At 43.1% G+C, this 24,879-nt stretch carries 20 protein-coding genes and 6 pseudogenes; 4 read left to right on the top strand and 22 right to left on the bottom strand.

The features are described 5' to 3' along the window. The 11 genes and pseudogenes from ftsZ to mraZ all read right to left on the bottom strand — a co-directional run bounded on the left by ftsZ (position 1) and on the right by mraZ (position 12,916). A complete protein-coding gene (gene ftsZ / locus PCORN_RS10425) occupies positions 1 to 1,167 on the bottom strand; it encodes a cell division protein FtsZ (RefSeq protein WP_036080146.1) in 1,167 nt (388 codons plus the stop codon). A 48-nt stretch (positions 1,168 to 1,215) separates the two neighbouring features. Then, positions 1,216 to 2,490 (bottom strand): cell division protein FtsA, encoded by a 1,275-nt coding sequence (ftsA, locus tag PCORN_RS10420; RefSeq protein WP_036080143.1) that lies wholly within the window; start codon positions 2,488 to 2,490, stop codon positions 1,216 to 1,218. Between the two features lie 348 nt (positions 2,491 to 2,838). Next, positions 2,839 to 3,646 (bottom strand): annotated as a pseudogene (locus tag PCORN_RS10415) (cell division protein FtsQ/DivIB). 6 nt (positions 3,647 to 3,652) lie between these two features. Further along, a pseudogene (gene murG, locus PCORN_RS10410) lies at positions 3,653 to 4,748 on the bottom strand (undecaprenyldiphospho-muramoylpentapeptide beta-N-acetylglucosaminyltransferase). Continuing rightward, a pseudogene (gene murD, locus PCORN_RS10405) lies at positions 4,745 to 6,113 on the bottom strand (UDP-N-acetylmuramoyl-L-alanine--D-glutamate ligase). The pseudogenes murG and murD overlap by 4 nt, the downstream one beginning before the upstream one ends. A 34-nt stretch (positions 6,114 to 6,147) precedes the next feature. Then, on the bottom strand, positions 6,148 to 7,125 hold the full coding sequence (gene mraY, locus PCORN_RS10400; protein WP_036080141.1) for a phospho-N-acetylmuramoyl-pentapeptide-transferase: 978 nt from the start codon (positions 7,123 to 7,125) through the stop codon (positions 6,148 to 6,150). 51 nt (positions 7,126 to 7,176) lie between these two features. Continuing rightward, complete coding sequence (locus PCORN_RS10395) at positions 7,177 to 8,664, bottom strand: UDP-N-acetylmuramoyl-L-alanyl-D-glutamate--2,6-diaminopimelate ligase (RefSeq protein WP_036080213.1); 1,488 nt, start codon at positions 8,662 to 8,664, stop codon at positions 7,177 to 7,179. Positions 8,665 to 8,896: 232 nt separating this feature from the next. Beyond that, entirely contained in the window at positions 8,897 to 11,143 is a 2,247-nt protein-coding gene (locus tag PCORN_RS10390; RefSeq protein WP_036080139.1) for a penicillin-binding protein, read from the bottom strand. Continuing rightward, positions 11,140 to 11,511 carry a cell division protein FtsL gene (ftsL, locus tag PCORN_RS10385; protein ID WP_036080136.1) on the bottom strand — a complete coding sequence of 124 codons (372 nt, stop codon included), beginning with the start codon at positions 11,509 to 11,511 and terminating at the stop codon, positions 11,140 to 11,142. Before ftsL ends, PCORN_RS10390 begins: the two co-directional genes overlap by 4 nt. Positions 11,512 to 11,529: 18 nt before the next feature. Beyond that, positions 11,530 to 12,465 carry a 16S rRNA (cytosine(1402)-N(4))-methyltransferase RsmH gene (gene rsmH / locus PCORN_RS10380; RefSeq protein WP_036080133.1) on the bottom strand — a complete coding sequence of 312 codons (936 nt, stop codon included), beginning with the start codon at positions 12,463 to 12,465 and terminating at the stop codon, positions 11,530 to 11,532. A gap of 19 nt (positions 12,466 to 12,484) precedes the next feature. Then, positions 12,485 to 12,916: a division/cell wall cluster transcriptional repressor MraZ gene (mraZ, locus tag PCORN_RS10375; protein ID WP_036080131.1), complete on the bottom strand. Its 432-nt coding sequence runs from the start codon at positions 12,914 to 12,916 to the stop codon at positions 12,485 to 12,487. Between the two features lie 274 nt (positions 12,917 to 13,190). Here mraZ and PCORN_RS10370 point away from each other — a divergent pair, with 274 nt between their 5' ends. Then, positions 13,191 to 13,928: an ankyrin repeat domain-containing protein gene (locus tag PCORN_RS10370; protein ID WP_036080128.1), complete on the top strand. Its 738-nt coding sequence runs from the start codon at positions 13,191 to 13,193 to the stop codon at positions 13,926 to 13,928. A 56-nt stretch (positions 13,929 to 13,984) separates the two neighbouring features. Here PCORN_RS10370 and PCORN_RS10365 read toward each other — a convergent pair whose 3' ends face one another. Continuing rightward, positions 13,985 to 15,232 (bottom strand): MDR family MFS transporter, encoded by a 1,248-nt coding sequence (locus PCORN_RS10365; RefSeq protein WP_036080126.1) that lies wholly within the window; start codon positions 15,230 to 15,232, stop codon positions 13,985 to 13,987. Positions 15,233 to 15,333: 101 nt separating this feature from the next. Here PCORN_RS10365 and PCORN_RS10360 point away from each other — a divergent pair, with 101 nt between their 5' ends. Beyond that, the gene (locus PCORN_RS10360) at positions 15,334 to 16,587 is read left to right on the top strand and encodes an ABC transporter substrate-binding protein (protein ID WP_051999391.1); all 1,254 of its coding nucleotides are present in this window, start codon (positions 15,334 to 15,336) and stop codon (positions 16,585 to 16,587) included. A 58-nt stretch (positions 16,588 to 16,645) separates the two neighbouring features. Next, entirely contained in the window at positions 16,646 to 17,065 is a 420-nt protein-coding gene (locus PCORN_RS18485; RefSeq protein WP_051999390.1) for a periplasmic substrate-binding domain-containing protein, read from the top strand. Here PCORN_RS18485 and PCORN_RS10355 read toward each other — a convergent pair. The 4 genes and pseudogenes from PCORN_RS10355 to PCORN_RS10340 form a co-directional block, all read right to left on the bottom strand. After that, positions 17,062 to 17,446: pseudogene (locus PCORN_RS10355) on the bottom strand (DUF3397 domain-containing protein). The gene PCORN_RS18485 and the pseudogene PCORN_RS10355 sit on opposite strands and share 4 nt — an antisense overlap. Next, complete coding sequence (locus PCORN_RS10350; protein ID WP_036080123.1) at positions 17,443 to 18,333, bottom strand: 2-dehydropantoate 2-reductase; 891 nt, start codon at positions 18,331 to 18,333, stop codon at positions 17,443 to 17,445. Before PCORN_RS10350 ends, PCORN_RS10355 begins: the two are co-directional and overlap by 4 nt. 197 nt (positions 18,334 to 18,530) lie before the next feature. Then, the gene (rpmF, locus tag PCORN_RS10345; protein WP_036064226.1) at positions 18,531 to 18,707 is read right to left on the bottom strand and encodes a 50S ribosomal protein L32; all 177 of its coding nucleotides are present in this window, start codon (positions 18,705 to 18,707) and stop codon (positions 18,531 to 18,533) included. Between the two features lie 97 nt (positions 18,708 to 18,804). Then, a complete protein-coding gene (locus PCORN_RS10340) occupies positions 18,805 to 19,332 on the bottom strand; it encodes a YceD family protein (protein WP_036080120.1) in 528 nt (175 codons plus the stop codon). A 264-nt stretch (positions 19,333 to 19,596) separates the two neighbouring features. On the opposite strand from PCORN_RS10340, the gene PCORN_RS10335 reads away from it, so the two are divergent. After that, positions 19,597 to 20,784 (top strand): nucleotidyltransferase, encoded by a 1,188-nt coding sequence (locus PCORN_RS10335; protein WP_036080118.1) that lies wholly within the window; start codon positions 19,597 to 19,599, stop codon positions 20,782 to 20,784. A 30-nt stretch (positions 20,785 to 20,814) separates the two neighbouring features. Here the strand turns inward: PCORN_RS10335 and PCORN_RS10330 are convergent. The 6 genes and pseudogenes from PCORN_RS10330 to PCORN_RS10305 all read right to left on the bottom strand — a co-directional run bounded on the left by PCORN_RS10330 (position 20,815) and on the right by PCORN_RS10305 (position 24,867). Beyond that, positions 20,815 to 21,857: pseudogene (locus tag PCORN_RS10330) on the bottom strand (SepM family pheromone-processing serine protease). Between the two features lie 2 nt (positions 21,858 to 21,859). Next, the gene (coaD, locus tag PCORN_RS10325) at positions 21,860 to 22,360 is read right to left on the bottom strand and encodes a pantetheine-phosphate adenylyltransferase (RefSeq protein ID WP_036080114.1); all 501 of its coding nucleotides are present in this window, start codon (positions 22,358 to 22,360) and stop codon (positions 21,860 to 21,862) included. Then, positions 22,353 to 22,926: pseudogene (rsmD, locus tag PCORN_RS10320) on the bottom strand (16S rRNA (guanine(966)-N(2))-methyltransferase RsmD). The gene coaD and the pseudogene rsmD overlap by 8 nt, the downstream one beginning before the upstream one ends. 72 nt (positions 22,927 to 22,998) lie before the next feature. Further along, positions 22,999 to 23,280 (bottom strand): DUF2129 domain-containing protein, encoded by a 282-nt coding sequence (locus tag PCORN_RS10315; RefSeq protein WP_036080110.1) that lies wholly within the window; start codon positions 23,278 to 23,280, stop codon positions 22,999 to 23,001. Between the two features lie 15 nt (positions 23,281 to 23,295). Next, positions 23,296 to 23,745, bottom strand: a complete 450-nt coding sequence (locus tag PCORN_RS10310; protein ID WP_036080107.1) for a YlbF/YmcA family competence regulator — start codon at positions 23,743 to 23,745, stop codon at positions 23,296 to 23,298. Positions 23,746 to 23,814: 69 nt separating this feature from the next. Then, positions 23,815 to 24,867: a CAP domain-containing protein gene (locus PCORN_RS10305; protein WP_036080104.1), complete on the bottom strand. Its 1,053-nt coding sequence runs from the start codon at positions 24,865 to 24,867 to the stop codon at positions 23,815 to 23,817. Between the last annotated feature and the right edge of the window lie 12 nt (positions 24,868 to 24,879).

Here is a 24,879-nt window from a genome sequence, read left to right as displayed (position 1 = left end):
TTAGTTTCGACGATTCCTGTTGCGAATGAATGCAGGCACTTCTACATCGAGATTTTGGCGTTGTTCCTCTACGTGGGGCGCCTGTTTTTGTTCATCATTTGATGCTTGCTGTTGTGGCGCATTCGATTCTTCTTTTACAGCATAACCAGGGCGGTTCACCTGAATCGCTGGATTTGGACGACTTTGGGCTTGGGCTTGTTGTTTCGCTTGAGCTGCTTCGTCAAACCCCGTCGCGATAACCGTCACAATCAATTCTTCTTGCAATTCATCATTGATAACCGAACCAAAAATCATATTCACATCTTCATCCGATGCAGAAGATACGATTTCAGCCGCTTCCTGCACTTCATACAGGCTCAAATTAGAACCACCAGTGATATTCATCAACACGCCTTTTGCACCGTCAATCGATGTTTCAAGTAGTGGAGATGAGATCGCTTTTTTCGCAGCATCAGCCGCACGATTTTCACCAGTTCCAATACCGATTCCCATTAATGCCGAACCACGATTCGTCATAATTGTTTTTACATCGGCGAAATCCAAGTTGATTAAACCAGGAACAGCAATTAAATCTGATATACCCTGTACACCTTGGCGTAAAACATTATCAGCTTCACGGAACGCTTCTAACATCGGCGTATTTTTATCGACAATTTGTAGTAAACGATCATTCGGAATAACAATAAGCGTGTCTACTGCTTCCTTCATTGCTTCTGTACCAATTGCTGCTTGTTTCGAACGCTTTGGACCTTCAAAACCAAATGGACGCGTCACCACACCTACCGTTAACGCACCCATTTCTTTAGCAATCGTTGCGATAACCGGCGCTGCACCAGTTCCAGTTCCGCCGCCCATACCAGCTGTTACGAAAACCATATCAGCACCTTTTAGCGCTTCTTCGATCATTTCGCGACTTTCTTCTGCAGCTTTTTTACCAATTTCAGGAACAGCTCCTGCTCCTAGTCCACGCGTTAATTTCGTGCCTATTTGCAAGTGAACTTCTGCTTTAGAAAGATTCAAAGCTTGTGCATCCGTATTTGCGGCGACAAAATCGACACCTTGGACACCATGTTCAATCATCCGGTTGACCGCATTATTTCCGCCACCACCGATTCCGATTACTTTAATTGTTGCTAAGCTTTCTGCACTCGTGTCAAAATCTAACATACTATTTGCCTCCTAATTTCACCTTTTTAACGAAAACACTTGCTTCTTCTAATCGAAAAATGCCCCGAAGAAATTCTTCATCTTGGTGGAAACTTTCTCTTCTTCTGTTTTCTTTGGTTTTTGCTTTGGTTTCGAATACTGTTCTTCTTTCGTTTCTATCGCTTCGGACGGCTCAGAATTTAGGCTTCTACCTTCTTTTTCAGCCGTTTGATAGGCATATTTTATCAAGCCAACAGCAGTCGTAAAACTCGGTTCACGAACACCTATATAATCTGGAATAGCTAATCTTACATGCGCTTGAAATACTTTACCAGCAAGATCAATCGCACCTGGAATCGACATCGTTCCACCTGTTAACACATAACCTCCAGGCAGATGTCCTTTACCAACGCGTGTCAATTCTTCTACGGTCAATGTATAAATTTCTTCCATACGCGCCTCAATAATGTCTGCTACTTCTAACTGCGTGAAATGTTGCTGTTGATCACTGCCGATGACGTCGATACCAAATGCAACATCCGCAGAAGCATCATCGTAAAAAGCGTATCCATGCTCTAATTTCACTTTTTCAGCGTTGGCTGTGGATGTGTTTAATCCTAGTGATAAATCTTTTGTTACGTGGTCACCACCAACTGCTAGCACGGTTGTATACGTTAATTTACCTTGTTCAAACACACTGATTGTCGTCGTTCCAGCACCGATATTTACCAATGCTGTACCGAATTCTTTATCATCTTCTGTTAAGGAAACCGAGCCTTCTGCGAGTGGTTGAAGCACGATATCTGTAATTTCTAACCCAGCACGTTCTACGCAACGCAGCGTATTATGTAGGATCGTTTTTGAACCAGTAATAAGTGTTCCTTCCATTTCTAGACGCACACCAATCATTCCTCTTGGATTTACGCCCTCAAAGCCATCGACTACATATTGATCGGGAATCACATTAATAATCTCTCTATCTGGAGCGAGTGAAATTACCTGCGCGGAATCTATGACATTCCATACATCGTCATCTGTAATTTCGCGATTTTCACCGCTAATGGCAACGACGCCACGGCAAGCTTCCAGTCGCGCTTGGCTAGAAACAATGCCAACAATCACTTGTGACACGTGTACACCTACCATACGCTCTGCCTGTTCAATGGCTTTTTTAATCGATTCTACTGTCTTGTCAATATCAACAATAACGCCTTTTTTAACTCCTTGAGACGCTATATTACCCACACCGATAATATTGAGTCTGTCATTGGCCATCTCTGCGATAATCACTTTCACAGATGATGTTCCAATATCCAAGCTTACGTAAATCTCGTTTTCTCCCACTTATCGGCACCTCCTTTACTTCATAATCTGTCTTATTTTATTTGTCTACTTGCAAAATTTCAGTAGTCAGTTTTAGTTGAATGTTTATTTTAATGGTTGGAGTTTGGCCTTCAAGATTCCCCTCTCAGGCAAACGTGATAGTAGAGTATAAAAGATATACTATTCAATCAACACTTATCTACAGTCTACACCAAGAAGCATGGTAATAAAAGCACAAAGGATGTTTTTCAGCAACTTTTTAGCTTTTTTTTTTAATTCATTGCCAAAAGAGGAACGTACATTCTTATAGCGAAACAGATTATGTGCTGATTCTTACGTTTCAGCTTAGACCACTTTGTAATCTACTTATCATTTCTTATTATTTAACGCGGCTTGTTCTTCTTTATCTTTTAAATATGTCCGGAAATAGGAACCAATTTCTAAATCAATGATACCTTTTTGATCCGTTTTTAATTGGGCAACGATGGATGGATAATGCGCCATTTTTTCAGCGAAGGTAGAGATTGTCGCGGAGACTTGGTTGCCATCATTCATGTACAGACTAATGTGCTCATCATCACTTTTTGTTGGTGCAAAATGAATCTCGGAAATGGATAGTAGGACACCTTCTGGTAATTCGTTAAGCTGAGATACCATGTCTTCTAACACTTGCCCATTTTTAAAGCCGCTAAAAATAGGATTATTTCCGATTGGGAATTGCTTCGGCTGTGTCGTGAGCAGTTTACCTGTTTCTAAAATATCGAAATACTGACCCGCCTTCTCTTGGTAGCCGATTGTTTTGTTTTCTGTGATACGGACGCGTAACGTATTTAAGCCTTGTAGCTCGATCGCGGCTTCTTTAATCAGTGGATTTTTTTCCAGCGAGGCAATGCTTTTCGACTTATTTATCCCAAAAACGAAAGCTTCCAGATTTAAATTCCCTTCCGTCAAAATGGTCTGTTCATCCACTTGATGATTCCCATCGACGTAAATACGCTGGACTTTACTTAGTGGTGACAGGAAGTAGAGCGTAATTAAAATGAGGAGCACAAAGATACTAATTAGGATTGACATATGGCGAATCAGTTTCTTTTTGCGATATTTTTTTTAGTTCTGGAATTCTGCTTTCGATAGAAACAATTTTTTTTATTACTCGCCATGTGACTGTCCTCCTCATCTGTTTTTAGTTATTGATAATATCATAGATGGCATCCACAAGCTTGTCTGCTGCGTCAGGAACACCGAGTTGTTTGGCTTCGTATTGCATTTTTGCCAATTTTTCAGGGCTCCCCATGATATTATCGATTTCATCTAGTAAACGTACTGGTGTAAGATCTGACTCTGCGATGACGGATGCTGCCGCTTTCTTAGCCAATGATTCTGCATTTTTAGCTTGGTGATTTGCCGTGACATACGGACTTGGGATTAAGATGCTAGGTACGCCTAGCGCGGTCAATTCTGCTAGTGATGTGGCGCCGGCTCTTGATACAACTAAGGTACTGACGTTAAGTACTTTTGGCATGTCGTAGATGAACGGCTGAATGCTAATGTTATTGTTTAGCTCCATATCGGCAAGCTTTTCTTTGATTTTCTCAAAATGAGCATCGCCGGTAACGTAAAGCAACTGGTAAGCTCGTTTGCCGATTTTCGCAAGGTTGGCTTCCACAGCTTCGTTAATTCCTCGGGCACCGCGGCTCCCACCGAAAACAAGGACTGTCGGCTTGTCTTGTTCCAAGCCATATTCGGTTAATATATCCCCTGATTCGATACCCACCACTTCAGATGCTCGTGGGTTCCCTGTGAAAACGACTTTTTCAGCGGCAAAGGAATCGCTCACTTCTTCAAAACAAATCGCCACACGGTCTGCATAACGACTTAAAAACTTATTCGTTAGACCGGCCACGCTATTTTGTTCGTGGATGAGTGTCGGGACGTTCAGTTTGGCTGCTGCGTAGACGACAGGGCCACAAACATAACCACCTGTGCCGATAACGGCATCTGGATTGAAAGCGCGAATCAGTGCTTTACTCCGCGTCACTCCTTTGAAAAAACGCGTCACTGTTTTGACGTTCTCAAAGGATAGGGCGCGTTTAAAGCCGGTGATTTCGATTGCTTCAAAAGGAATCCCTTCACGCCTTACGATGGTTGATTCCAGACCTTTTTCCGTTCCAATATAGAGGAATTCGGCTTCAGGATTTCTTTTTTTTTATTGCTCGGATTAGCGCAAGAGCTGGATAAATATGTCCACCCGTTCCGCCACCGCTTATAACAAATTTCATTTTTCCACCTCATCTGGCAATTCTTCGATGGCATCCATGAAGGCACGGCCTCGAACTTCGAACGTTCTGTATTGATCCCAACTCGCGCATGCTGGTGACAGTAAAATGATATCGCCTGGATTGGATAGTTCGTAGGCAAGTGGCACAGCAGCCGTCACATCATGCACACGGTGTACATCCACGCCTGCTTCTTTACCGACACGACCTACTTTTTCAGCCGTTTCGCCGAATGTAATCAATGTCTTCACGTTTTTGAAAAATGGTTTGAGTTCGTCGAATTCAATACCTCGATCAAGCCCACCAGCCAGAAGCACCACTGGTTTATTAAAACCACTAAGCGCGCTTTGTGTTGCCAAAATATTCGTTGCTTTGGAGTCATTGTAAAATTTGCGTCCGTTCAGCTCTTTGACAAACTGTGTCCGGTGTTCTACGCCCTTAAAGGTTTCCAGCACGTGCATGATTTGTTCATTGCTCACGTCACAAATTTTAGCAACTGCGATGGAAGCCAAGATATTTTCTAAATTATGCTCTCCTGGAAGTAAGATATCATCACGCTTTCCGATAACTTCGTCGTAAAACATGATATTGCCATCTTTGACATAGGCACCTTCGCCCAGTTTTTTGGGTTGGCGAGAACGGTATCACTTTCGCTTTCGTACGCTTCGTCATGTTCCGCAATTCATCTTGATCCCAGTTGATAACTAAGAATTCATTTTTTGTTTGGTTTTCTTGGATGCGCCATTTGGCTTTCACGTATTCTTCGCGCGTCTTATGATAATCGATATGTGCCTCATAAATATTCGTAATCACCGCGATTTTCGGGCAAAACGTGCGAATTCCCATCAACTGAAACGAGGAGAGCTCCATCGCAATATATTGATCTGCCGTCGCTTTTTCAGCAACTTCTGAACCTGGAAAACCGATGTTACCAGCAAGTAGCGATTTATTGGGCGTCATTTCATTCAGCATATGATGCACGATAGTCGTCGTCGTTGTTTTTCCGTTTGTACCAGTAATACCAATGATTGGCGCATCAGAAATTTGATACGCTAGCTCGACTTCGGTAATAATTGGGATCATTAAATCTTGTGCTTTTTTAATCATCGGGTTGTCGTACGGAATCCCCGGATTTTTCACGACAAGCTCGAATCCTTCGTCCAGAAGTTCCACAGGATGCGCGCCACAGATGACTTTAATGCCCTGTTCTAGTAAGCCTTGTGCTTCTGGATTTTCACTAAACGGCTTTTGATCGTTCACTGTCACAAAGGCGCCGAGTTTATGAAGTAATGATGCCGCACCGACACCACTTCTCGCTAAGCCCAATACAAGTACTTTGCGATGCTTATATTGAATAATGTTTTTCATTTTTATTCCCCCAGTTTCAACTCATTCCCATTTTTTAAAGGATGATGAACAGTGCAATGATCGCACAGACAAGTCCCGCACCCCAGAAAGTGAAGACGATACGCCATTCTGACCAGCCAATATCGACATGTTCAAAGTGATGGTGAATCGGACTCATTTTGAATAATCGCTTTCCGTTTGTAACTTTAAAGTAGAAAACTTGGATGATAACCGAGGCCGTTTCGATAACGAATACGAGTCCGATTAAAAGCAGCATCCATTCTTGTTGTAACAAAATCGAAATCGCGGCAATCGCGCCACCAAGTGCTAATGATCCTGTATCCCCCATGAAAATTTTTGCAGGATTCTTATTGAATAGTAGGAAACCTAGCATCGCCCCGACAATCGCCAAACAGAACATGGCTACAACATCTTGGTCTTGGAAAATCGCGATGATTCCAAAAGCACCAAAAGCAATGACAGAAAGCCCTGAAACCAAGCCATCCAAGCCATCCGTTAAATTCACAGCATTCGAGAATCCTACTAGCCAGAAAATCACGAAGATTAGGAAGAACCAACCAAGATTAACCTCCGTTGACGTGAACGGAATTGTCAGTGTTTCTGGATAGCCATTCCAGCGATAAATCAGGTAGAACAAGAGCGAAATAACAACTTGCCCTAAAAACTTCTGCTTCGAACGCAATCCTAAATTTTGTTTTTTCACGACTTTAATGTAGTCATCTAAAAATCCTAATGCGCCGAATAGGACGAGCGGAATGAGTAATAGCAATGCTTCACTGCCAAACCAACCACCGATTAGCGTCATGATAACGAAACTGATAATCATCGCGAGAAGGAATACGAGACCTCCCATTGTGGGTGTCCCTGATTTTTTCTGATGGCTTTGTGGACCTTCCTCACGAATACTTTGACCAAACTTTAATTTTTGTAAAAACGGGATAAATAAAGGTACCCCGATGACAGTAATAATAAAAGCCATCGCAAATGTTGTAACTATCCAATATAATGACACGCTTTTTCGCTCCAATCTATTTTGTATCTTTCGCTATCGTAAAATGTCCCGTTATAATATCTTTGCTAAAATGGCTTCGCGTGCTTCTTTGCGATCATCGAAATCATGGACAACATCACCAATGATTTGATACGTTTCATGCCCTTTTCCAGCTATCAAAATCACATCTTCCGGGTTCGCCTGCTTTACTGCAAACCGAATCGCGTCATGCCTGTGTTCCTTCACTGTATACATCGCGTAAGGCACACCCGCTAGCATATCCTCAATAATCTGCATCGGCACTTCCGTCCGCGGATTATCCGATGTGAAAATCGGGTCCGTCGCGTACTTCACAGCAATCTGCGCCATCTGTGGGCGTTTTCCCTTGTCCCGATCACCACCACAGCCAACGACGACAAAAATGCGTCCTATCGCAAATTCAGTCACTGTTTTTAAGACATTTTCTAAACCATCTGGCGTATGCGCGTAATCCACAATCACCGGAAACTGTTGTCCCGCGTCCACAAGCTCAAAACGCCCCGCTACACCTTGCACTTTTTCAAGGGAAGCGATAATGTCTGGAATCGCGTGTGGTGCTTCCTTCGCCGCGTAAACCGTCGCAATCGCTGCGAGCGCGTTATACACGTTAAATTTGCCAATCAATTTCAGTCGCACAGCGAAAACCTCATCCTGAAAATGAAGCTGGAATCCTGTCCCCTTACTGCTAATCCTAATATCACTAGCCCGGAATGTCGCCGCACCATCAATGCCATACGTCAACAAGCTCACGCCTGTCGCCTCAATCATCATTTTTGCATGCGGGTCATCCCCGTTAATAATCGCCGTTTTCGCGAAACCGCCATAGCCATTCCCGAGTTGGGCGAACAATAAACTTTTCGCGTGGGCGTATTCTTCCATCGTCTTGTGGTAATCCAAATGATCCTGCGATAAATTCGTAAATACCCCGATGTCATATTCTGAGCCATAGACACGTCCCTGCACAAGCGCGTGCGAGGACACCTCCATGATCGCCGTCGTCACTTCCTGATCACGCATTTGCCGAAACGTCTTTTGCAACGTCAAACTGTCAGGCGTCGTATTTTTCGTTTCCAAAATATCTGCGCCAATTTTGCGATACATCGTTCCAATCAAGCCCGTCGTCACCGCATGATCCGCTAAAATGAACTCCACTAGATGACTCACCGTTGTTTTGCCGTTTGTTCCCGTAATACCAATCAAATTCATTTCCGTCGTTGGATACGCGTAAAATGCCGCGGCAAGCATCGCCATCGCCCGTTTTCCGTCCTGTACCAAAATGACTGGAATCGTGATATCCGCTAACATCCGCTCCGCTACAATCGCAACCGCACCTTGTTCCTGCGCCGTTTTCGCGAACGCATGCCCGTCTACCACTTCTCCGTCGATGCACACAAATAACGTACCCGTCGTCACCTGTCTGCTGTCCTGTTCAACGCTTTTCACTTCTATATGTAGCGCATCTTCCTTGGCTTGCACCAGCTGGCTATAAGGAATTGCCTGTATCAGCTTCTCTAATTCCATTTCGAACTTCCCTTCCATCTCATCACCTCCAAAGTCCAACGCAAAAAATGATATCGCAACCTCTAAAAAAAACGAGTGCATATCAGCGCGCGTAACGATGACAAATCTTCTATTCTATATTAGCAAAAACAGCGGCGAAATACTAGTCTTTTAACACTGTTTCCCCAGCTATAAAAACAAGCAGGCACATCACGCTTACGATTCTCGAAAAAGTGTGCGCCTACCCCATTTACTAATTTAATAAAGCGTTTAGCCCCGTCGCCTCTTGCACTGTCGTATCCGCTGAATCTTCTTTATTGTCCTCTACTTTCGGGACCTTATTGAAGTTCGGAATGTTATCTGGTGTAGCAAGTTCTATCGTTACCTGCGACTTGTCATTGAGCACCGATCCCGCAGAAAGACTTTGTTTCAATACATAACCATTCCCATTAACTTTAAAAGGAACACCCGTTATTTCCGAAACCTTGAGCACATCATTCTTCGCCCAATCCTTCATATCAGGAATCGTCATGTCGCCTTCTGTCATCAAAATAACCCGCTGCCCTTCTAAAATTTTCTCCCCAGTTAGCGGCAACTGTTGTACAATTTTCTTACCGTTGCCAATCACGACTGGAATCAATTTCTTCGCTTCCAACTCTTTCTTCCCAGCGTCCGGGGTTTTCCCAGCCATCGATGTTATCTCAACCGTTTTCAGTTTCGCCGTATCCGCCGATTTAATATTCAAATACTGCAAACTGTTTTTCATCACTGGATTGAAAATTTCCGACACTGCTTTTCCGCCCGTCTCCGTACCAGATAATTGCGGTTGTTGCATCGTCACGTACATCACAAGCTCGGGATCTTTCGCTGGTGCCATGCCCATGAAAGAGAAAATATAGTTATCGTTCCCCGTCATATAGCCCCCACCATTCGGATTTGGAATTTGTGATGTCCCGGTTTTACCAGCAATATCATACCCATCAATGGCGTACAACTTCCCAGTTCCAACTTCACCCTTAATAACATTCCGCAACTCTTCACGCGTCTGTTTCGCCGTTGCCGCGCTGATCGGTTTTCCAGTTGTGACCGTCTTCGTTTCCGTCACTTTACCAGTATTCGGATCGACAACCTTCGACACAACATACGGCTGCTTCATCGTACCGTCACTCGCAATCGCCGTCGCACCTTGAAGCATTTGCATCATCGTCACCGTCGTACCTTGACCAAAGACCGTAGTCACCTGCTCGATTCTCCGATCAAACAAAATTTTACCAGTCGCTTCATTCGGAAGGTCAATACCCGTTTTCGCACCAAAGCCAAAGTTTTGCAAATACGTTTTGAATTTATCCGGGCCCATACCAGCTAGGAGTTTCGCAAAAGCAACGTTACTCGAACGCTCCACGCCTTCGCGATACGTAATCGAACCCCAGCCAACACCAGCATTATGATCATGAATCGGTATACTACCAACATTATACGTTCCCGATTGATAGTATGCATTCGGATGATAAACACCTAAATCAATGGCCGAGGCAAGCGAAAATATCTTCATAACCGAACCAGGCTCATACGTAATCTCAACCGGCAAGTTCGCCCATTGGTTCGTCAAACCTTCCTTCGTTGTTGGGTTAAATGTATCCCGCTGACTCATCGCCAAAATCTCGCCCGTTTTCGGATTCATCACAACCGCCATCATATTTTTCGGATTATATTTCGCATCCACCGTATTTAGCGTATCCTCCAAAAACGTCTGAATCTTCTTGTCAAGCGTCAAATAAATATCTTGCCCATCTTGCGCCTCTTTCACCGCACTTTTCGCATTCGGCAAAATGTAGCCATATTTATCCGCGTCATAATTAATCGAACCATTTTTACCAGTCAAAATATCATTATACGCCTTCTCAATGCCCATTTTACCAATCAATTTAGAAATGCCATCCTTACCAGTTTCTTGTTGCGCATAACCAATCAGATGGGAGGCAAACACGCCATTCGGATAAAATCGTTCCGCCTGTTTCGTGAATACCAAGCCTGGCAATTTCGAAGCCTCGATCTTGTCCTTCACTTCCGCCGATAAATTCTTCCCAGCTTTTCCAAACTCCACTTGGAATACATCTTTCTTTTGCAGTTTTTTCAAAATACCCGCTTCTTTCATCGGCAAATATTTCGCCAAAAGGGCCGCTGTCTCTTCTTTTTCCACCACGTGATGCGGATTTTTTGCGTCCACCGTTTGCTTTGGATCAAGCACTGCCGCCAACGTATAAGAAGCAGTGTCCTTAGCAATCACTTCGCCCTTTTGATCTAAAATAGAGCCGCGATTTGCTTCAATGACACTGCTTCGTAAATGCTGTTTAGCCGCTTTGGCCGCAAGTGGAACGCCGTTAACATCGCCAACGACTTGCATGTAAAAGAAGCGTCCGATAACCGACAGAAAAATAACTCCAAAGATGATAAAAAGAACCAAAGCGCCTCTTCGCATGTTTCCTACTCGTTTTTTCATTTACCTTCCACTACCTTCACATTATCTGGATCGAGTTTCAATCCAAGTTCTTTCGCTTTTTTCCATACACGTTCATAACGACTAAGGTCAGCCACTTCTGCCGACAAGTCCTCATTCGCCTTCACTTGCTTATCCACATCTGCCTGCTTCTCTTGAATGCCTTGATTCACACTGTATACTTGCGCTTGTACATGAATGATTTTAAAAGCAAATACCGCAATAACGATAATAAATACAGACGCAATCAACTTCTCGCCCAACGTTATTTTACCACGTTTTAAAATTTGTTTTTTAGGCTGCGGTTGCGGTGCTTCCCTATGTACGCGTTTCGGTTCCGCATTCGTTTTGTAGGCTACATTGTTACTCATCTACTTCACTCCTACTTCCTAAATATTCCGTTCTATCACTCTGAGTTTCGCCGAACGCGCGCGGTTGTTTGCTGCTAGTTCTTCCTCAGACGGGAGAATCGGTTTTCTTGTGACTAACTTCATTTTTGGCTTATACTCATCTGGAATAATCGGTAACCCTGGTGGCAGTTCCGGTCCTTTTGCTTCCTCTGTGAACATTTGTTTTGTAATACGGTCTTCTAAAGAATGGAACGTTATCACGCTGATTCGTCCGCCCGGTTTCAGTAAATCCATCGCCTCTTTTAGCGAATCCTCTACTGCGCCTAGCTCGTCATTCACTGCAATACGAATCGCTTGGAAAACCCGTTTTGCCGGATGTCCACCTTTTCGCCTTGCTGGTGCTGGAATCGCGGCTTTAATCGCATCCACTAATTCCCCAGTCGTCTCAATCGGCGCGACTTCACGCCTACGCTCAATCTCACGCGCCACTTGCTTCGAAAATTTCTCCTCACCATAACGGAAAAAAATACGCACAAGATCCTCATAACGCCAATCATTCACGACATCGCGTGCCGTAAGTTCTGCCTCTTGATCCATTCGCATGTCGAGCGGTGCATCTTGATGATAACTAAATCCACGTTCCCGTTCATCTAGCTGTGGTGACGAAACACCCAAATCATACAAAATGCCATCCACTTCCGTAATCCCAACTTCTAGTAATGCTTCCTTCATATATCTAAAGTTGCTTTTGATAAACGTGACCTGTCCTTCATATTCCTTTAATCGCTCTTTGGCGTGAGCAAGCGCCTTATTATCTTGGTCAAATGCGAATAAATGTCCTGCGTCTGAAAGTTGGCTTAATAAGTAAGCACTATGTCCTGCACCACCTAACGTGCAATCCACATATACACCATTCGGTTTTATATTCAAACTATCAACCGTTTCTTTTAACAATACCGTCTCATGTTGGAACATCTTTGTGTCCCTCCTCTTTTTAAATATCAAAGCCAATCATATTTTCGGCAATGTCAGTGAATGACTCTTCGGCTTCATCGAAGAATTTATCCCATTCCGACTTGCTCCAAATTTCAATACGACTTGCGACCCCGACAATCACCGTCTCTTTCTCGAGTTCCGCATAGCTTGTTAAATTGGACGGAATATTAATCCGACCTTGCTTATCAAGCTCACATTCCGAAGCCCCAGAAAAGAAAAAACGGGTAAAAGAACGAGCATCTTTTTTAGTCAGCGGGAGCGTCTGGATCTTTTCTTCTACTTTCGTCCACTCATCAAGCGGATAAGCAAAAAGACATTTATCAAGCCCTCGGGTAATGACAAATTGATCCCCTAATTGTTCACGGAATTTAGATGGCACGATTAAACGACCCTTTATATCAATGTTATGTTGATATTCGCCCATGAACATAGTCCATCCCCACTTTCTTATAGACAACTTTACCACAACTCCCCACTTCGTACCACCAAAAAATGAAAAAAAAGCTCAAAAAAGAAACAACATATGAAATTCAAACGCTAAAAAGCAAGTTATAGAGCCATTTTAAAACCTTAAAAAAAAGTGGGTGATGGTGGGAGGAATAGTAAAATACATAACAAAATTTATAGTAACAGCATTTTAAGCCCCAGTTAATCTCCAGTTTATTTTTATATGACATACTAAGATTAATGAAGGAGGTCATCCAATGGCAAAATTAGTTCTCATTCTCGTGACGTTCTTACTCACCGCCTGCTCGAATGTCACCACAGAAAAACCAACCACCAACACGCAGGAAAGCACCACTAAAAAAGAAACGGAGGAGAAGCCTATGCCAAAAAATATGGCAGATTTGAATCAATCCTTACTCCAAGCTACTGAAGCAAGCGATACCCAACAAATCGAAGCCCTGCTACAAGAAGGCGCACAAGTTGATACGGTAAATCAACGCGGCGAAAGTGGCTTACTCGTCGCGACACACGCAAACAATATCCCGATGGCAAAAGTATTCCTACAGCACGGCGCCAATGTCAATTTGCAAGACAAGATAAAAGATAGTCCCTTTTTATACGCTGGCGCAGAGGGACGGACGGAAATTTTGAAATTAATGATTCTGCACAAACCCGACTACACGCTAACGAACCGTTTTGGAGGAACAGCCTTGATCCCAGCTGCTGAAAAAGGTCACCTAGCCAACGTTCAACTGCTTTTAGCTGAAACTAATATCGATGTGAATCACGTAAACAATCCAGGCTGGACGGCACTTTTAGAAGCGATTGTTCTCTCTGACGGTGGCAAAACGCAACAACAAATCGTGCAAGCATTACTGGAAAACGGCGCGGATCCAAACATCGCAGATTCAAACGGCGTCACACCGCTTGCGCACGCGAAACAACAAGGCTATCATGCCATTACCAATTTATTACTAGATCATGGCGCAAAATAACGCAAAAAAGAAGAGATATCCACCGAAAAATCCCTCGGTCGTATCTCTTCTTTTCCCTATTCTTGCTTCACCGTCCTCATTGTTGGTCTAAGCGCCCAGAACGTCATCATTACCCCAACTAGTCCGCAAAGCAAGATGAATAAAGCCATGCCATACTTCCCAATATACGGCGAAAACATCAAACTTCCAGCTCCAATTAATTTTCCAATTTGAAAAACAAAGCCATTAAATGCCATGTAAGTCCCGCGCATGGAATCGTCTACAATGTCCGCCAGAATCGTTTGCCGCGTTGGCACGTAAAGCAGTTCTCCAACAGATAAAATAACCGTGGCGCCGAAGAGTATCCAAATGCTATCCGTAAACGCACATACCGCAAACCCAGACGCAAAAACAATAAAACCAACATACATCCACTTCTGCAAATTGCGATCTCGAACCCATTTTGCAATCGGGGCTGTGAAAAGCACAATCATCAGTGTGTTTACCAATGTCAAAATACTGACTAATTTCACGCCATCAAAAGGTATATTTCCAAGCCAACCAAATTGGTACATCATCGGCGGGAATATATCGGCTAGCCGTACCGAAATAAAATTATTACGTTGGAACTCAATCGACAATACTGCGATCCCTCCTGCGGTGAACCATAGAAAACGCGCATCATACAAAATTTTCCGGTAACTCCGAAATAAACCTCTTATTCCCGCATCACTAGCCAAAGCATTTTCACTCCGCTCCAACGTTTCCGAAATCAGCGTAATCGTCAGCCACGTCGTCACCAGAGACATCGCGAGCAAACCGATGAGCAGTTCGAATAAATAACTCTGGAAAAACCAGCCACCAATAATAACACCAATCATCACTGATAAATTGTTGGCCCAGTAATTAATCGAATACATATAAGCCCGCTCCTCACGCGTACTCACATCAATCAGCATCGCGTCACTGGCAGGAATAGTAAAGCCTTGCGACACCGCAATCAAAAGTAGTGCTACAAATGTCAACCACGGAGACACCAACCAAGGCGAATTCACGGACAGCATCAGCGCAAACCCTCCAACTTTCACCCATTCTCCCCAAACCATCAATTTCCGACGTCCAATATGATCCGCCAAATGCCCGCCATAAATACTTGCAACAAACTGCACAGCAATATTAATCACGAGTAAAATACCCGCGACACCAATATTAATCTCCTTCGCAAAATAAATCGCCATAAACGGAAATACCATCGAACCAATCAGTTTGCTTAAAAACGAAATACCAATCCGTGCCTTTATATTGGGATGCAATGTACGAAACATTGACTTCACCTCCTAAACATAGTATAACTAGTTTTAAAAAGGAGAAAAAGGGATAATATCATATTTTTTTGTCCCCTTTTATAATAGAAGGAGGCTCTACCATGCGAGATTTCGCCTATTACGATATGCGTGCTTTTTTACTAGAAAGACAAATCCGTGACACAGCCATATTTCGCCTGAATGAACTGGCCGAAAAATGGGAGTGTAGCGATAAAAACGTCAAGCGCAAACTTAAAAAATATCAAGAACTCAAATTGTGCCATTATCAACCCGGTCGTGGCCGAGGAAACGCATCAAAAATCACATTCCAACAAAGCTTCCAATCAGAAATCGAGGACTTCATCCGCACTGCAGTGGAGCAAGAAAATCTAGATAAACTACTCACCCTTTTGCAGCTGAATATTCCGCGCGAATGGTTTAGCGCCGTATCTTCCGAAATAAACGAACTATTCGGGCTTCACACCGAAAAAGGCGACCAAGACATATTGCGTCTCGTCATCGCACGCCCTTTTAGCATCCTTGATCCACTACATACATCGATCAATATGGAAAGCTCCTTACTTCTTCAACTCGGCGATCCACTCGTTCGCTTCGACACAACGACCAATACCGTCGTGCCATGCATCGCGCATCATTGGAAAGCAGAGAATAACAGCACCGCATGGACATTTTATATCAGAAAAGGAATTCCATTTCATCACGGCAGAACATTGACGAGTACCGATATTCGCCAAACCCTTGAAAAAGCCATGCAAAAAGGCACTGTAACCCATTGGTATCTAAAGGATATCGCACGAATTGACCTCCCATCCAAAACTAAAATTACAATTCATCTCCGCGCTCCCAATCCCTTTTTCATTCGCTATCTTTGCTTAGGAAACCTCGTTATCTTACCACATGATGTTCCGTTTGACGAGTTTAAATGGATCAGCACTGGAGCCTTCAAAATAGCAAAAAGGAGCTCTCAAAAACTTATTTTAGAAGCATTCGGTTCTCATTTTTTAGAACGTCCGTTTCTCGATCGCATTGAGTTCTGGCTCGTAAAAGACCAGACTAATCCCGTCATCACCGTCACAAACATGGGAAACGCGGATGACAATGACTACACAGACCACACCACAAAAGATTACGGCGTCAATATCCTTACTTTTAATTTCAAGCATTGCGCTTTTGCACATCACCCAGCATTTCGTGAAGCCTTTTACCACCTACTTAACCCACAAAAAATGCTCCGCGACTTAGAAAATCACGAAAATTCCGAGGCATCCAGTTACTTTTTCCATAAATCCAGTGCACAGCCAAGAAATCCAAGCAAAATAAAGATATTGCTAAAAAAACGCCCACTATACTGGTGAGACATTACAATTCGCTATTCTTTCACACGCAAAAAGTATCCGCCAAGGACATTGGATTGTGGCTCAAGCTGCTAGATTCGGTATTTCACTCGAGTTACGAATTATCGATATTAGCTCTGAATTTTATCAACCTAGTCAGTGGGAAGATGTAGATATTAGCATGAGTGCAGACGTTCCGAGTACTGATATCGAGGTTGCTTTTATGGATTTTTACGGAAACCCTAATCTGGCACCTCAACGTTTTTTGGCAGAAAAAGAGCTCCAACAAATAGAGGAGCTACTACGCCAAGCGCGGCAATGTATTCGTTTCAGTGACCGCGATCATTTTTACGACCAGATAGAGTGCTTTGTGCGCGATAATCACCTATTTCTTTTCTTAGAGCACCTCACCAAGCACCAATTCATCCACGCCACCATCCAGACCGAAGACAAGCACCTATACGGCCATTTAAACTTGAAAAAACTGTGGATTGATTAAAACACTAATAGGATACTTTTCACAATACCTACTACGAACAGCAGTAAATACAAAATCGCAAAAGCAAAGAAACAAATACGCCAATACCCGCGAATCACCTTGCGAAAATTAATATCACCTTGCGACTTGGCGTATAACGCGACAAATACAATGCCAACCAAAAATAAAAACAATAAAATATATAGCAAAAAGGATTGATCAAACAGCACAATCATGAAAAAATGAACTGCTAAAATCAAAAAAAAACGTCGTCACATCAGCGCTTCGCTTCACAGCTTTTGGCGTTCTTTTTGTCATATATTGCGTCACCATGAATGTCACCGTAAAAATAAGCACAGGAGCTATAATCACAAGCACCGTTATATTCGTTAACCAATTCACTGTAGGTACTCTCCTTCTAGCCCTTTCACTAGGCCGTATAATGTCTCTGAAATTGGCGCTACCATTCCCTGTTTCCGAGCAAGCGCAACAACAGCTCCCGAAATACTTGCAATCTCTGTCCGCCGCTTCTCTCGCACATCTGTCGCCATCGAAGAATAGTTAGCAGATGTCGCTGCGCATATCGCGGTCACCTTCTCCAGCGCATCCTCACAATGCAGCACATACGCCACTTCTCCCGTTAGATTTACCAATATTTCATACCAATATTCATTATGTAATAAAGCACCGTTCGGCACGCCAAGAACGGCCGTCAACGGATTAATTACCGCGTTTGCCAATAACTTATTATAAACCATTTCTTCAAAATCTGCTTGTTCTAAAAAAGGAAAGGCAGGGTTAGCCGTCATGGCAGTCCGTAACATCGCGTTTACCTTCCCACGATAAATCGCCCAATTCGTTTGGCCTACACCACGCCACACTACTGTTGTAGCATCCATCTTCCCAGCGCCGTGCTCACATGTTCCGATTAGAATTGTTTTATGTGGTAGATTCAGGAGTTGCGATAGATGACCTATACCATTTTGTAAGAATAAAAGTGGCGTATTCTCAGGGATTTTCATGAGTACTTCCATCACAGTCTCTAGTTGGTAAGACTTCACCGTTACGATGACAAAATCCATCGCTGTGAAATCCGCATTTGCTATTGGGGTCGCGCGGACACCGACAAGACTCTCCACATTATCGACAACGACTGCTATACCGCTACGTTCTTCAATCATATCAGCCTGCTTCTTCGTTCGTGTATAGAGCGTTACCTCTGCACGTAGTAGCCCTGCATATAAAATTCCTAATGCTCCTGCACCAATAATGCCAACTCGATAAGTCATGTCCTTCACTCCTCTTTCATAGCTTGGCTCTATTTTAGCAAAATCTTTGGTGTTTTGCATTTTTGAGGGTAAGGTAAAATATTTTGTCTATTTATGTACGTCGTAAAATCCTAAAATAAAAACCCCAGAAGATCCATGGCGTCTTCTGGGGTTTTTATTTGGACAAGCGTACGTATCGCTTGCTTTGTTCACGCAAATTAGTTGCTTTCTACTACTTCTTTGCCGTTATATTGACCACATTCAGGACAAATACGGTGAGAAAGTTTGTACTCGCCACAATTAGGGCATTCAACCATACCAGGCACTTGTAATTTGAAGTGCGTACGACGTTTGCGTTTTTTCGCTTTAGATGTTCTTCTAAAAGGTACTGCCATTTCCATACACCTCCTTCGCGACTTCAGGATATCTCCTTGATCGCAATCCATTTAAGAAAAAATTTCTTTCTCTTAAAATATATTCCAGCTCTTAGAATCAGTCTTCTTTCTTATCAAAGAAATCGGCTAACCCTGCAAGACGAGGATCCACTTTTGTTTCTTCTTGCTTTGCTTGTTGCTCCAGTTCTTCTTCTGTTATGACGTTCCAATCGTTTCCTTCTGATAACGCGTTCTCCACATTATCGCTGTAAACTTGCATCGGAATCTCCAACAAAAGTAATTCTTCCATCACTGGCAACGCGTCAATTTTATCGCCGTCCATCATATGATGTGTCTCGTCCAGTATCTTCTCCTCTTTGTTCACATACGTTTCCACAGATTCGATATGATACGGATAAATAACATCTTCAAATGTTCTGGCACATGGTAATACAAAGGTTCCATCCAAAACAAGGTCAATCAAAACCGAATCTTGACGCACCGTAATGTTGCCAGAAACCTTTACTAGGCTCGCTGAACGAACATCATGATTGTGCTTTTTCAAGTATTCTGTTACATCTATTTCCTGTTCAAACGGCACTTTCTTACCGCGGTATTTCTGTAGTTGAATTAATGACCATTTCATCGTTTATCACTCCAAGCGCAACAAAAAAATATTATAGACTTTTCTAAGCCTTTTGTCAATCCCTATTTCCTAAGCGAACCATGTTCTCCCGCCAGTTTTTATGGTATTCTGGAAGTAATCAGAAATAGCAACCGATGAATTCCTTTAAAATAGTTCATTTATTTAGTCTAACATGATTCACTTGCCAAACTCAAATGGTAGACTCACCTAGCTATTAGAACGAATTGTTTTACTAGATATTATTGTGACAGGGAGTTGATAAAAATGAAAGCAACCGGCATTATCGTGGAATATAATCCGTTCCACAATGGGCATTTACTGCATTTACGAGAAGCAAAGAAACAAACGCACGCTGATGTTATTATCGCTGTTATGAGTGGTTCTTTTTTGCAGCGAGGCGAACCGGCTCTCCTACCAAAATGGGAACGCGCGCAGATGGCGATTGATGCTGGTGTGGATCTCGTGGTAGAACTTCCTTTTCACTTCGCAACACAGCAGGCAGCGATTTTTGCCAATGGAGCCATCGAAATTTTAGGCGCACTAAATGTTCAGTCGATCTTTTTTGGTAGTGAAAATGGGGATGCGCATGCTTTTAGTTCTGCGGCAAAGTTGATGATAGAACAAAGCATCCCTTTTAAAGCGGCTATGCGACGTTTTCTGGACGATAAGACGCATAGCTATGCAACAGCTTGGAATGCTGCTATTCACGAACTAGCGCCCGATTTGACGCTTGATTTAGCGCAACCGAATAACATTCTTGGATTCCACTATGCACTCGCGATCGCTGAGCAGGGCAAAAAAATCGAAATCGCGACGATGGCTCGACAAAATGCGGCCTATCACGACGCGAATCCAACGCATCATTCTATCGCGAGTGCCACAGCTATCCGAACGATGTTGCTTGCCAACGACTGGAAAAAAGCCCATCAATACGTCCCCCATACCACATTCAGTATTTTGCAGAAATTCCGCGAAACGCATTCCTTTGTCTCTTGGAATGATTTTTGGCCGCTACTTAAATACCAACTTATTACCGCACCCACCGCTCAACTTCCAAGCATACGTGGCGTCTCCGAAGGCATCGAAAACCGATTACAACAAGCGGCACTTCACGCGATCAATTTTGACGAATTTCTTGCAGCAACAAGAACGAAACGCTATAGCAACTCACGTATCAAGCGCACGGCACTTCAAATTCTAGCGCAACAAACCGAAGCTACTGCGCCGACGCAAAACTACATCCGACTTTTAGGCATGTCAGTCACTGGCCAACAATATCTCCGCCAAATCAAAAAAGACATCGCATTACCAATCATCAGTACAGCTTCTAAAGCTAACCCTGCCTTGATTGAGAACGACATCCGCGCAACAAAACTATATTCTTTTGCAGCCACGCTAGAAAATCAGATTTTGCGTGACTTTCATTCATTTCCATACAGAAAAAATCCTTAATCAACAGCATCAAGGATTTTTTCTGTCTATCTATTTCTCTTTCAATGTCTTCAAATAATCTAATGCATCTTGGAACGTCTTCACCGGAACGACTTTCATCTTAGAATCAATCGCTTTCGCCGTTTTCACTGCATCTTCATAATTGCTCACAATTCCAGGTTGCGCCTTCTTCATTTCTGGTGTTATCATATCATCTGGCGCGAAGAAAATCTCCACATCATCGCGGTCTGCCGCTACAATTTTCTGGTCAATGCCGCCAATTCGACCAACATTGCCTTCCACATCAATCGTACCAGTTCCCGCGATATTATGCCCTTTCGTCCAGTCAGTTTTGCCAAAATGATTATAGATTTCAAGCGTGAACATCAAACCAGCAGACGGCCCACCAATCTTCTCGGAATCAATCGTGATTTTTGGATCAGTCACCAGTTTTTGATCATCTACAAGTGAAATCCCTATTCCAGGTGTTCCTTTTTTATCAATATCAATTAGTTCGACCGATGCTTTTTCGGACTTATCTTGGTGCTTATAGCTTACTTCGACTTTTTTCCCCCACTTTTTTACTGCGCACATAGTCAATAAATTCCGCACTCGATTCAAATGATTTCCCATCAATTGCTGTGATTAAATCGCCAGCTTCCAACACTTTCGCCGCCGGTGCATCTGGCATGACGCTCAAAACATACACGCCACGATATTCGATTTTCACCGATTGACCTGCCGCTTTGTATGCCACCTGAATCGCATTATTCTTAGATTGATTCATAAGCGATAACTGACGAACATTGTACTCCTCATCCGTTTCATTTTCCCCACGGACATCTGATTCTTTCTCAATTTCTTGATACGGCAATACCTTCGCCGCTAAGTATGAATAAATATTAGCCTGTCCCATCGCGATTGTTACCAACCGGAACACGCCTTCACTATTGCTCGGATGCCCCTCCACTGTCACTAACGGGCTCAATTTATCTGCGCTTCCCGGTCTCGTCACATAGTACGGCAATGGTACAAAAAAACGCCACAACCAATGCCAAAACAATCAGACCGGCTAAAAGTTTTTTTCCAATTATTTTTAATCATCTTTTTTCTCCTGTATTCCTAATTTATTTAACAACGCCTGGTGCACAATCGGTGGTACTAATTCCGCAATATTCCCGTTATACTGCGCGACTTCCTTGACAATGCTCGAACTGAGAAATGAATACTGCGAACTTGTCATGATAAAAAACGTCTCGATATGATCGTCCAACACACGGTTCATCGACGTAATCTGCATCTCATATTCAAAATCACTGACCGCACGCAAACCACGGACAATCACATCTGCCTCTTTCTTTTTCGCATAGTCCACAAGCAATCCTGTAGCACTTTCCACCCGCACATTCGGCAAATGCTTCGTCACCTGCTCCATCAAATAAATCCGCTCATCGACATCAAATAGCGACTTCTTCGATGAATTATTCAAAACCGCCACGTACAGTACATCAAAAACTTTCGCCGCACGCGTAATAATATCCAAATGACCATTTGTAATCGGATCAAAACTACCCGGACACACCGCTACTTTATTCATTCCCAACCACTTCCTTCTCGTATTCGAAAATCGAAAGCACTGTAATTCCGTAGCGCTCTTCCCGAATTTTTTTTAAATCCGGCAACTTTATCAGGCAAAACTGCATCCGCGTCATGCTCACAAATCGCAAGCGCCGCATCATTCACCAATCCAAAATCCGAAAGCGATGTCATCAACTGTTCCAGCTGCTGTTTCTTGTATGGCGGGTCTAAAAAAGCCAAATCAAAAGCCCACTCATTCTTAGCCAAAACCTTCAACGCTCGTTTCGCTTCATTTCTAAAAATATGCGCCTGCTCCTCCAAATGACATGCGGATACATTCAGATGCACCGTCTTAATCGCCGCCTGCGCTTGATCGATAAACACACATTCACTCGCCCCACGACTAAGTGCTTCGATACCCAGCCCACCACTTCCAGCAAACAAATCCAGCACCTTTTCCCCATCAAAAAAAGGCCCAATAATCGAAAACAGCGACTCTTTAATTTTATCCGTCGTCGGCCTTGTATTCGTACCCGGCACCGCCTTCAAATGGTGCCCTTTACGTTCTCCTGCAATAACTCTCATAATATTATGTACCTCCAATATAAAACAGCACAACCCAACCCTGCAAAGCAAAGTCGAATCATGCCACTGTTATTAAATACTAATCTGTACGTCATCCATGCGGTCACGAAATTTCATGTCTTTCTTCGATTCATATTCCGTGTTTAAAAACGGCCGATACGAAAGTTCCACACGTTTTACATAATGGAACCGTGTTAATTTAGCAGCAACTTCTTCTATCTCTGCCATATCGCAATATAAAACCGCATATTTCAATTTCCTAGAAACGTAATGCACATTTCCAAAACGCTTTAAAGAACGTACTTGCTTCAAATGATTCATCCAAATAATGATGGATTGACGTTCATTCTCCATTGCCTTTCCCCCTCTTTAAGCTGAACAGCCACAACCGCCGCCTGATCCGCATCCTCCAGTAGAGCAAGAAGATTTCGTTTCAAAAAACGGGTTTCCAGTTGGGACTTTAATATTTTCCGAGACAGCATCTGCCAAAATAAAACTAATTTCGTCGAGCAAACTTTGCAAATCCATCTCCGCTTGCCGAAACGCCGCGACATGCTCATCCATATCGACATCACGTTTATATTGGCGAGCCAGACGATTTACTTCTTTATAATCTGGATGATAGCGACCAAAACGTTGCACTTCATCGTATTGTTCCTTTATCTTTGCCAAGCGCTTAATACGCTGCCCGGTAGGTAAACTCGTCGTCATTTGGTGCAGACATTCGCGGTATTGATCCGCCTCCGTCGACGCCAAAATCATCGATGCAAGGTCATCTGACATATCGAGCAACGCCAGATTTTCCATTGTAGCAAGCATGTTGCCACCTTCTTTCCATCGTAAATCAAATTACATGCTCCATTATAGCACGATTCCCTGAAAAACGCTTTACTTTTGCAAGAAGTTCTGCGTATAAAATTTCCGATAAGTTCCAGCTCCCATATCCGTAAAGCTGTCATCAAATAAATTTTTGCGATGCCCAGCTGAATTCAGCCAGCCCTCCACCGCCGCGGGGCCATCTAAATAATTAGAAGCAATATTTTCCGCCGCCTTCGTATAATCGATATTCGCGCGATTCATCCGATCGGCAAGCGTCCCGTATGACGGCGAATCATGATCAAAATACTTGTTCTGATACATATCCACACTATGCCCGTACGCCACTTTTGCAACATCCTCATTCCAATCTAGCTGCTTTTTGCCATAGCGCTCGCGGAATATATTCGAAATATCAAAAACCTGCTGATCCGAAGCCTTATCCACCTTATCCCACTGCTCATCCGTCACCGTATCCTTAAATATATCTCCTTGATACGTCATCTCATACGGATGCATTTTTATAAGTGATAATTTATTAAAATACCGAACGCTAATCACCTTAGACTCAAACTTATCAAAATTCACCTGTGCATAAACACCGTTCCCCAAACTCACAAGCGGGCGAATGTTCAGCTCATCCTCCGACAACTCAAATCGATAATAATTATCCTCGTAGTTAAACGTAATCTCCGACTGCAACTTCATATTCAAGAAAACCTTCTCCGTTGGCATATCAATCTCAAACGGCTTCAATGGCAACTTATCTCCCAGTGCATAAATCGTCTGCACCTTCTTATTCACCACACCAACCTGCATATACGTACCGTCTGTTTGGTGGAAAATATAATTCTGATAACTATATGGAGAAGCATCAATTCGCTTAGGATCGCCATAATTCTTCACAAGTAACGACACATCTTTATTAATATAGGCCGCAAGACTCGCTTGGGTCTCTACTTTCGGGTCGCTTTCATTCGTTTTGTTCTTATCCACGTTCCCTTGTTGCACTGCTTTGTCATCCACAGAGTTCACATCCGTAGGCGTTTCAAAAAATAAATCCGTGTAGTAGCCCACAAAGAGACATACTACTATCACACAAATTGTTCGTAAAATAAATCGCATAGACTTCTGCAC

The organism is Listeria cornellensis FSL F6-0969 (assembly GCF_000525855.1).
Classification (GTDB): domain Bacteria; phylum Bacillota; class Bacilli; order Lactobacillales; family Listeriaceae; genus Listeria_A; species Listeria_A cornellensis.
This window is presented reverse-complemented; position numbering and strand designations above follow the sequence as displayed.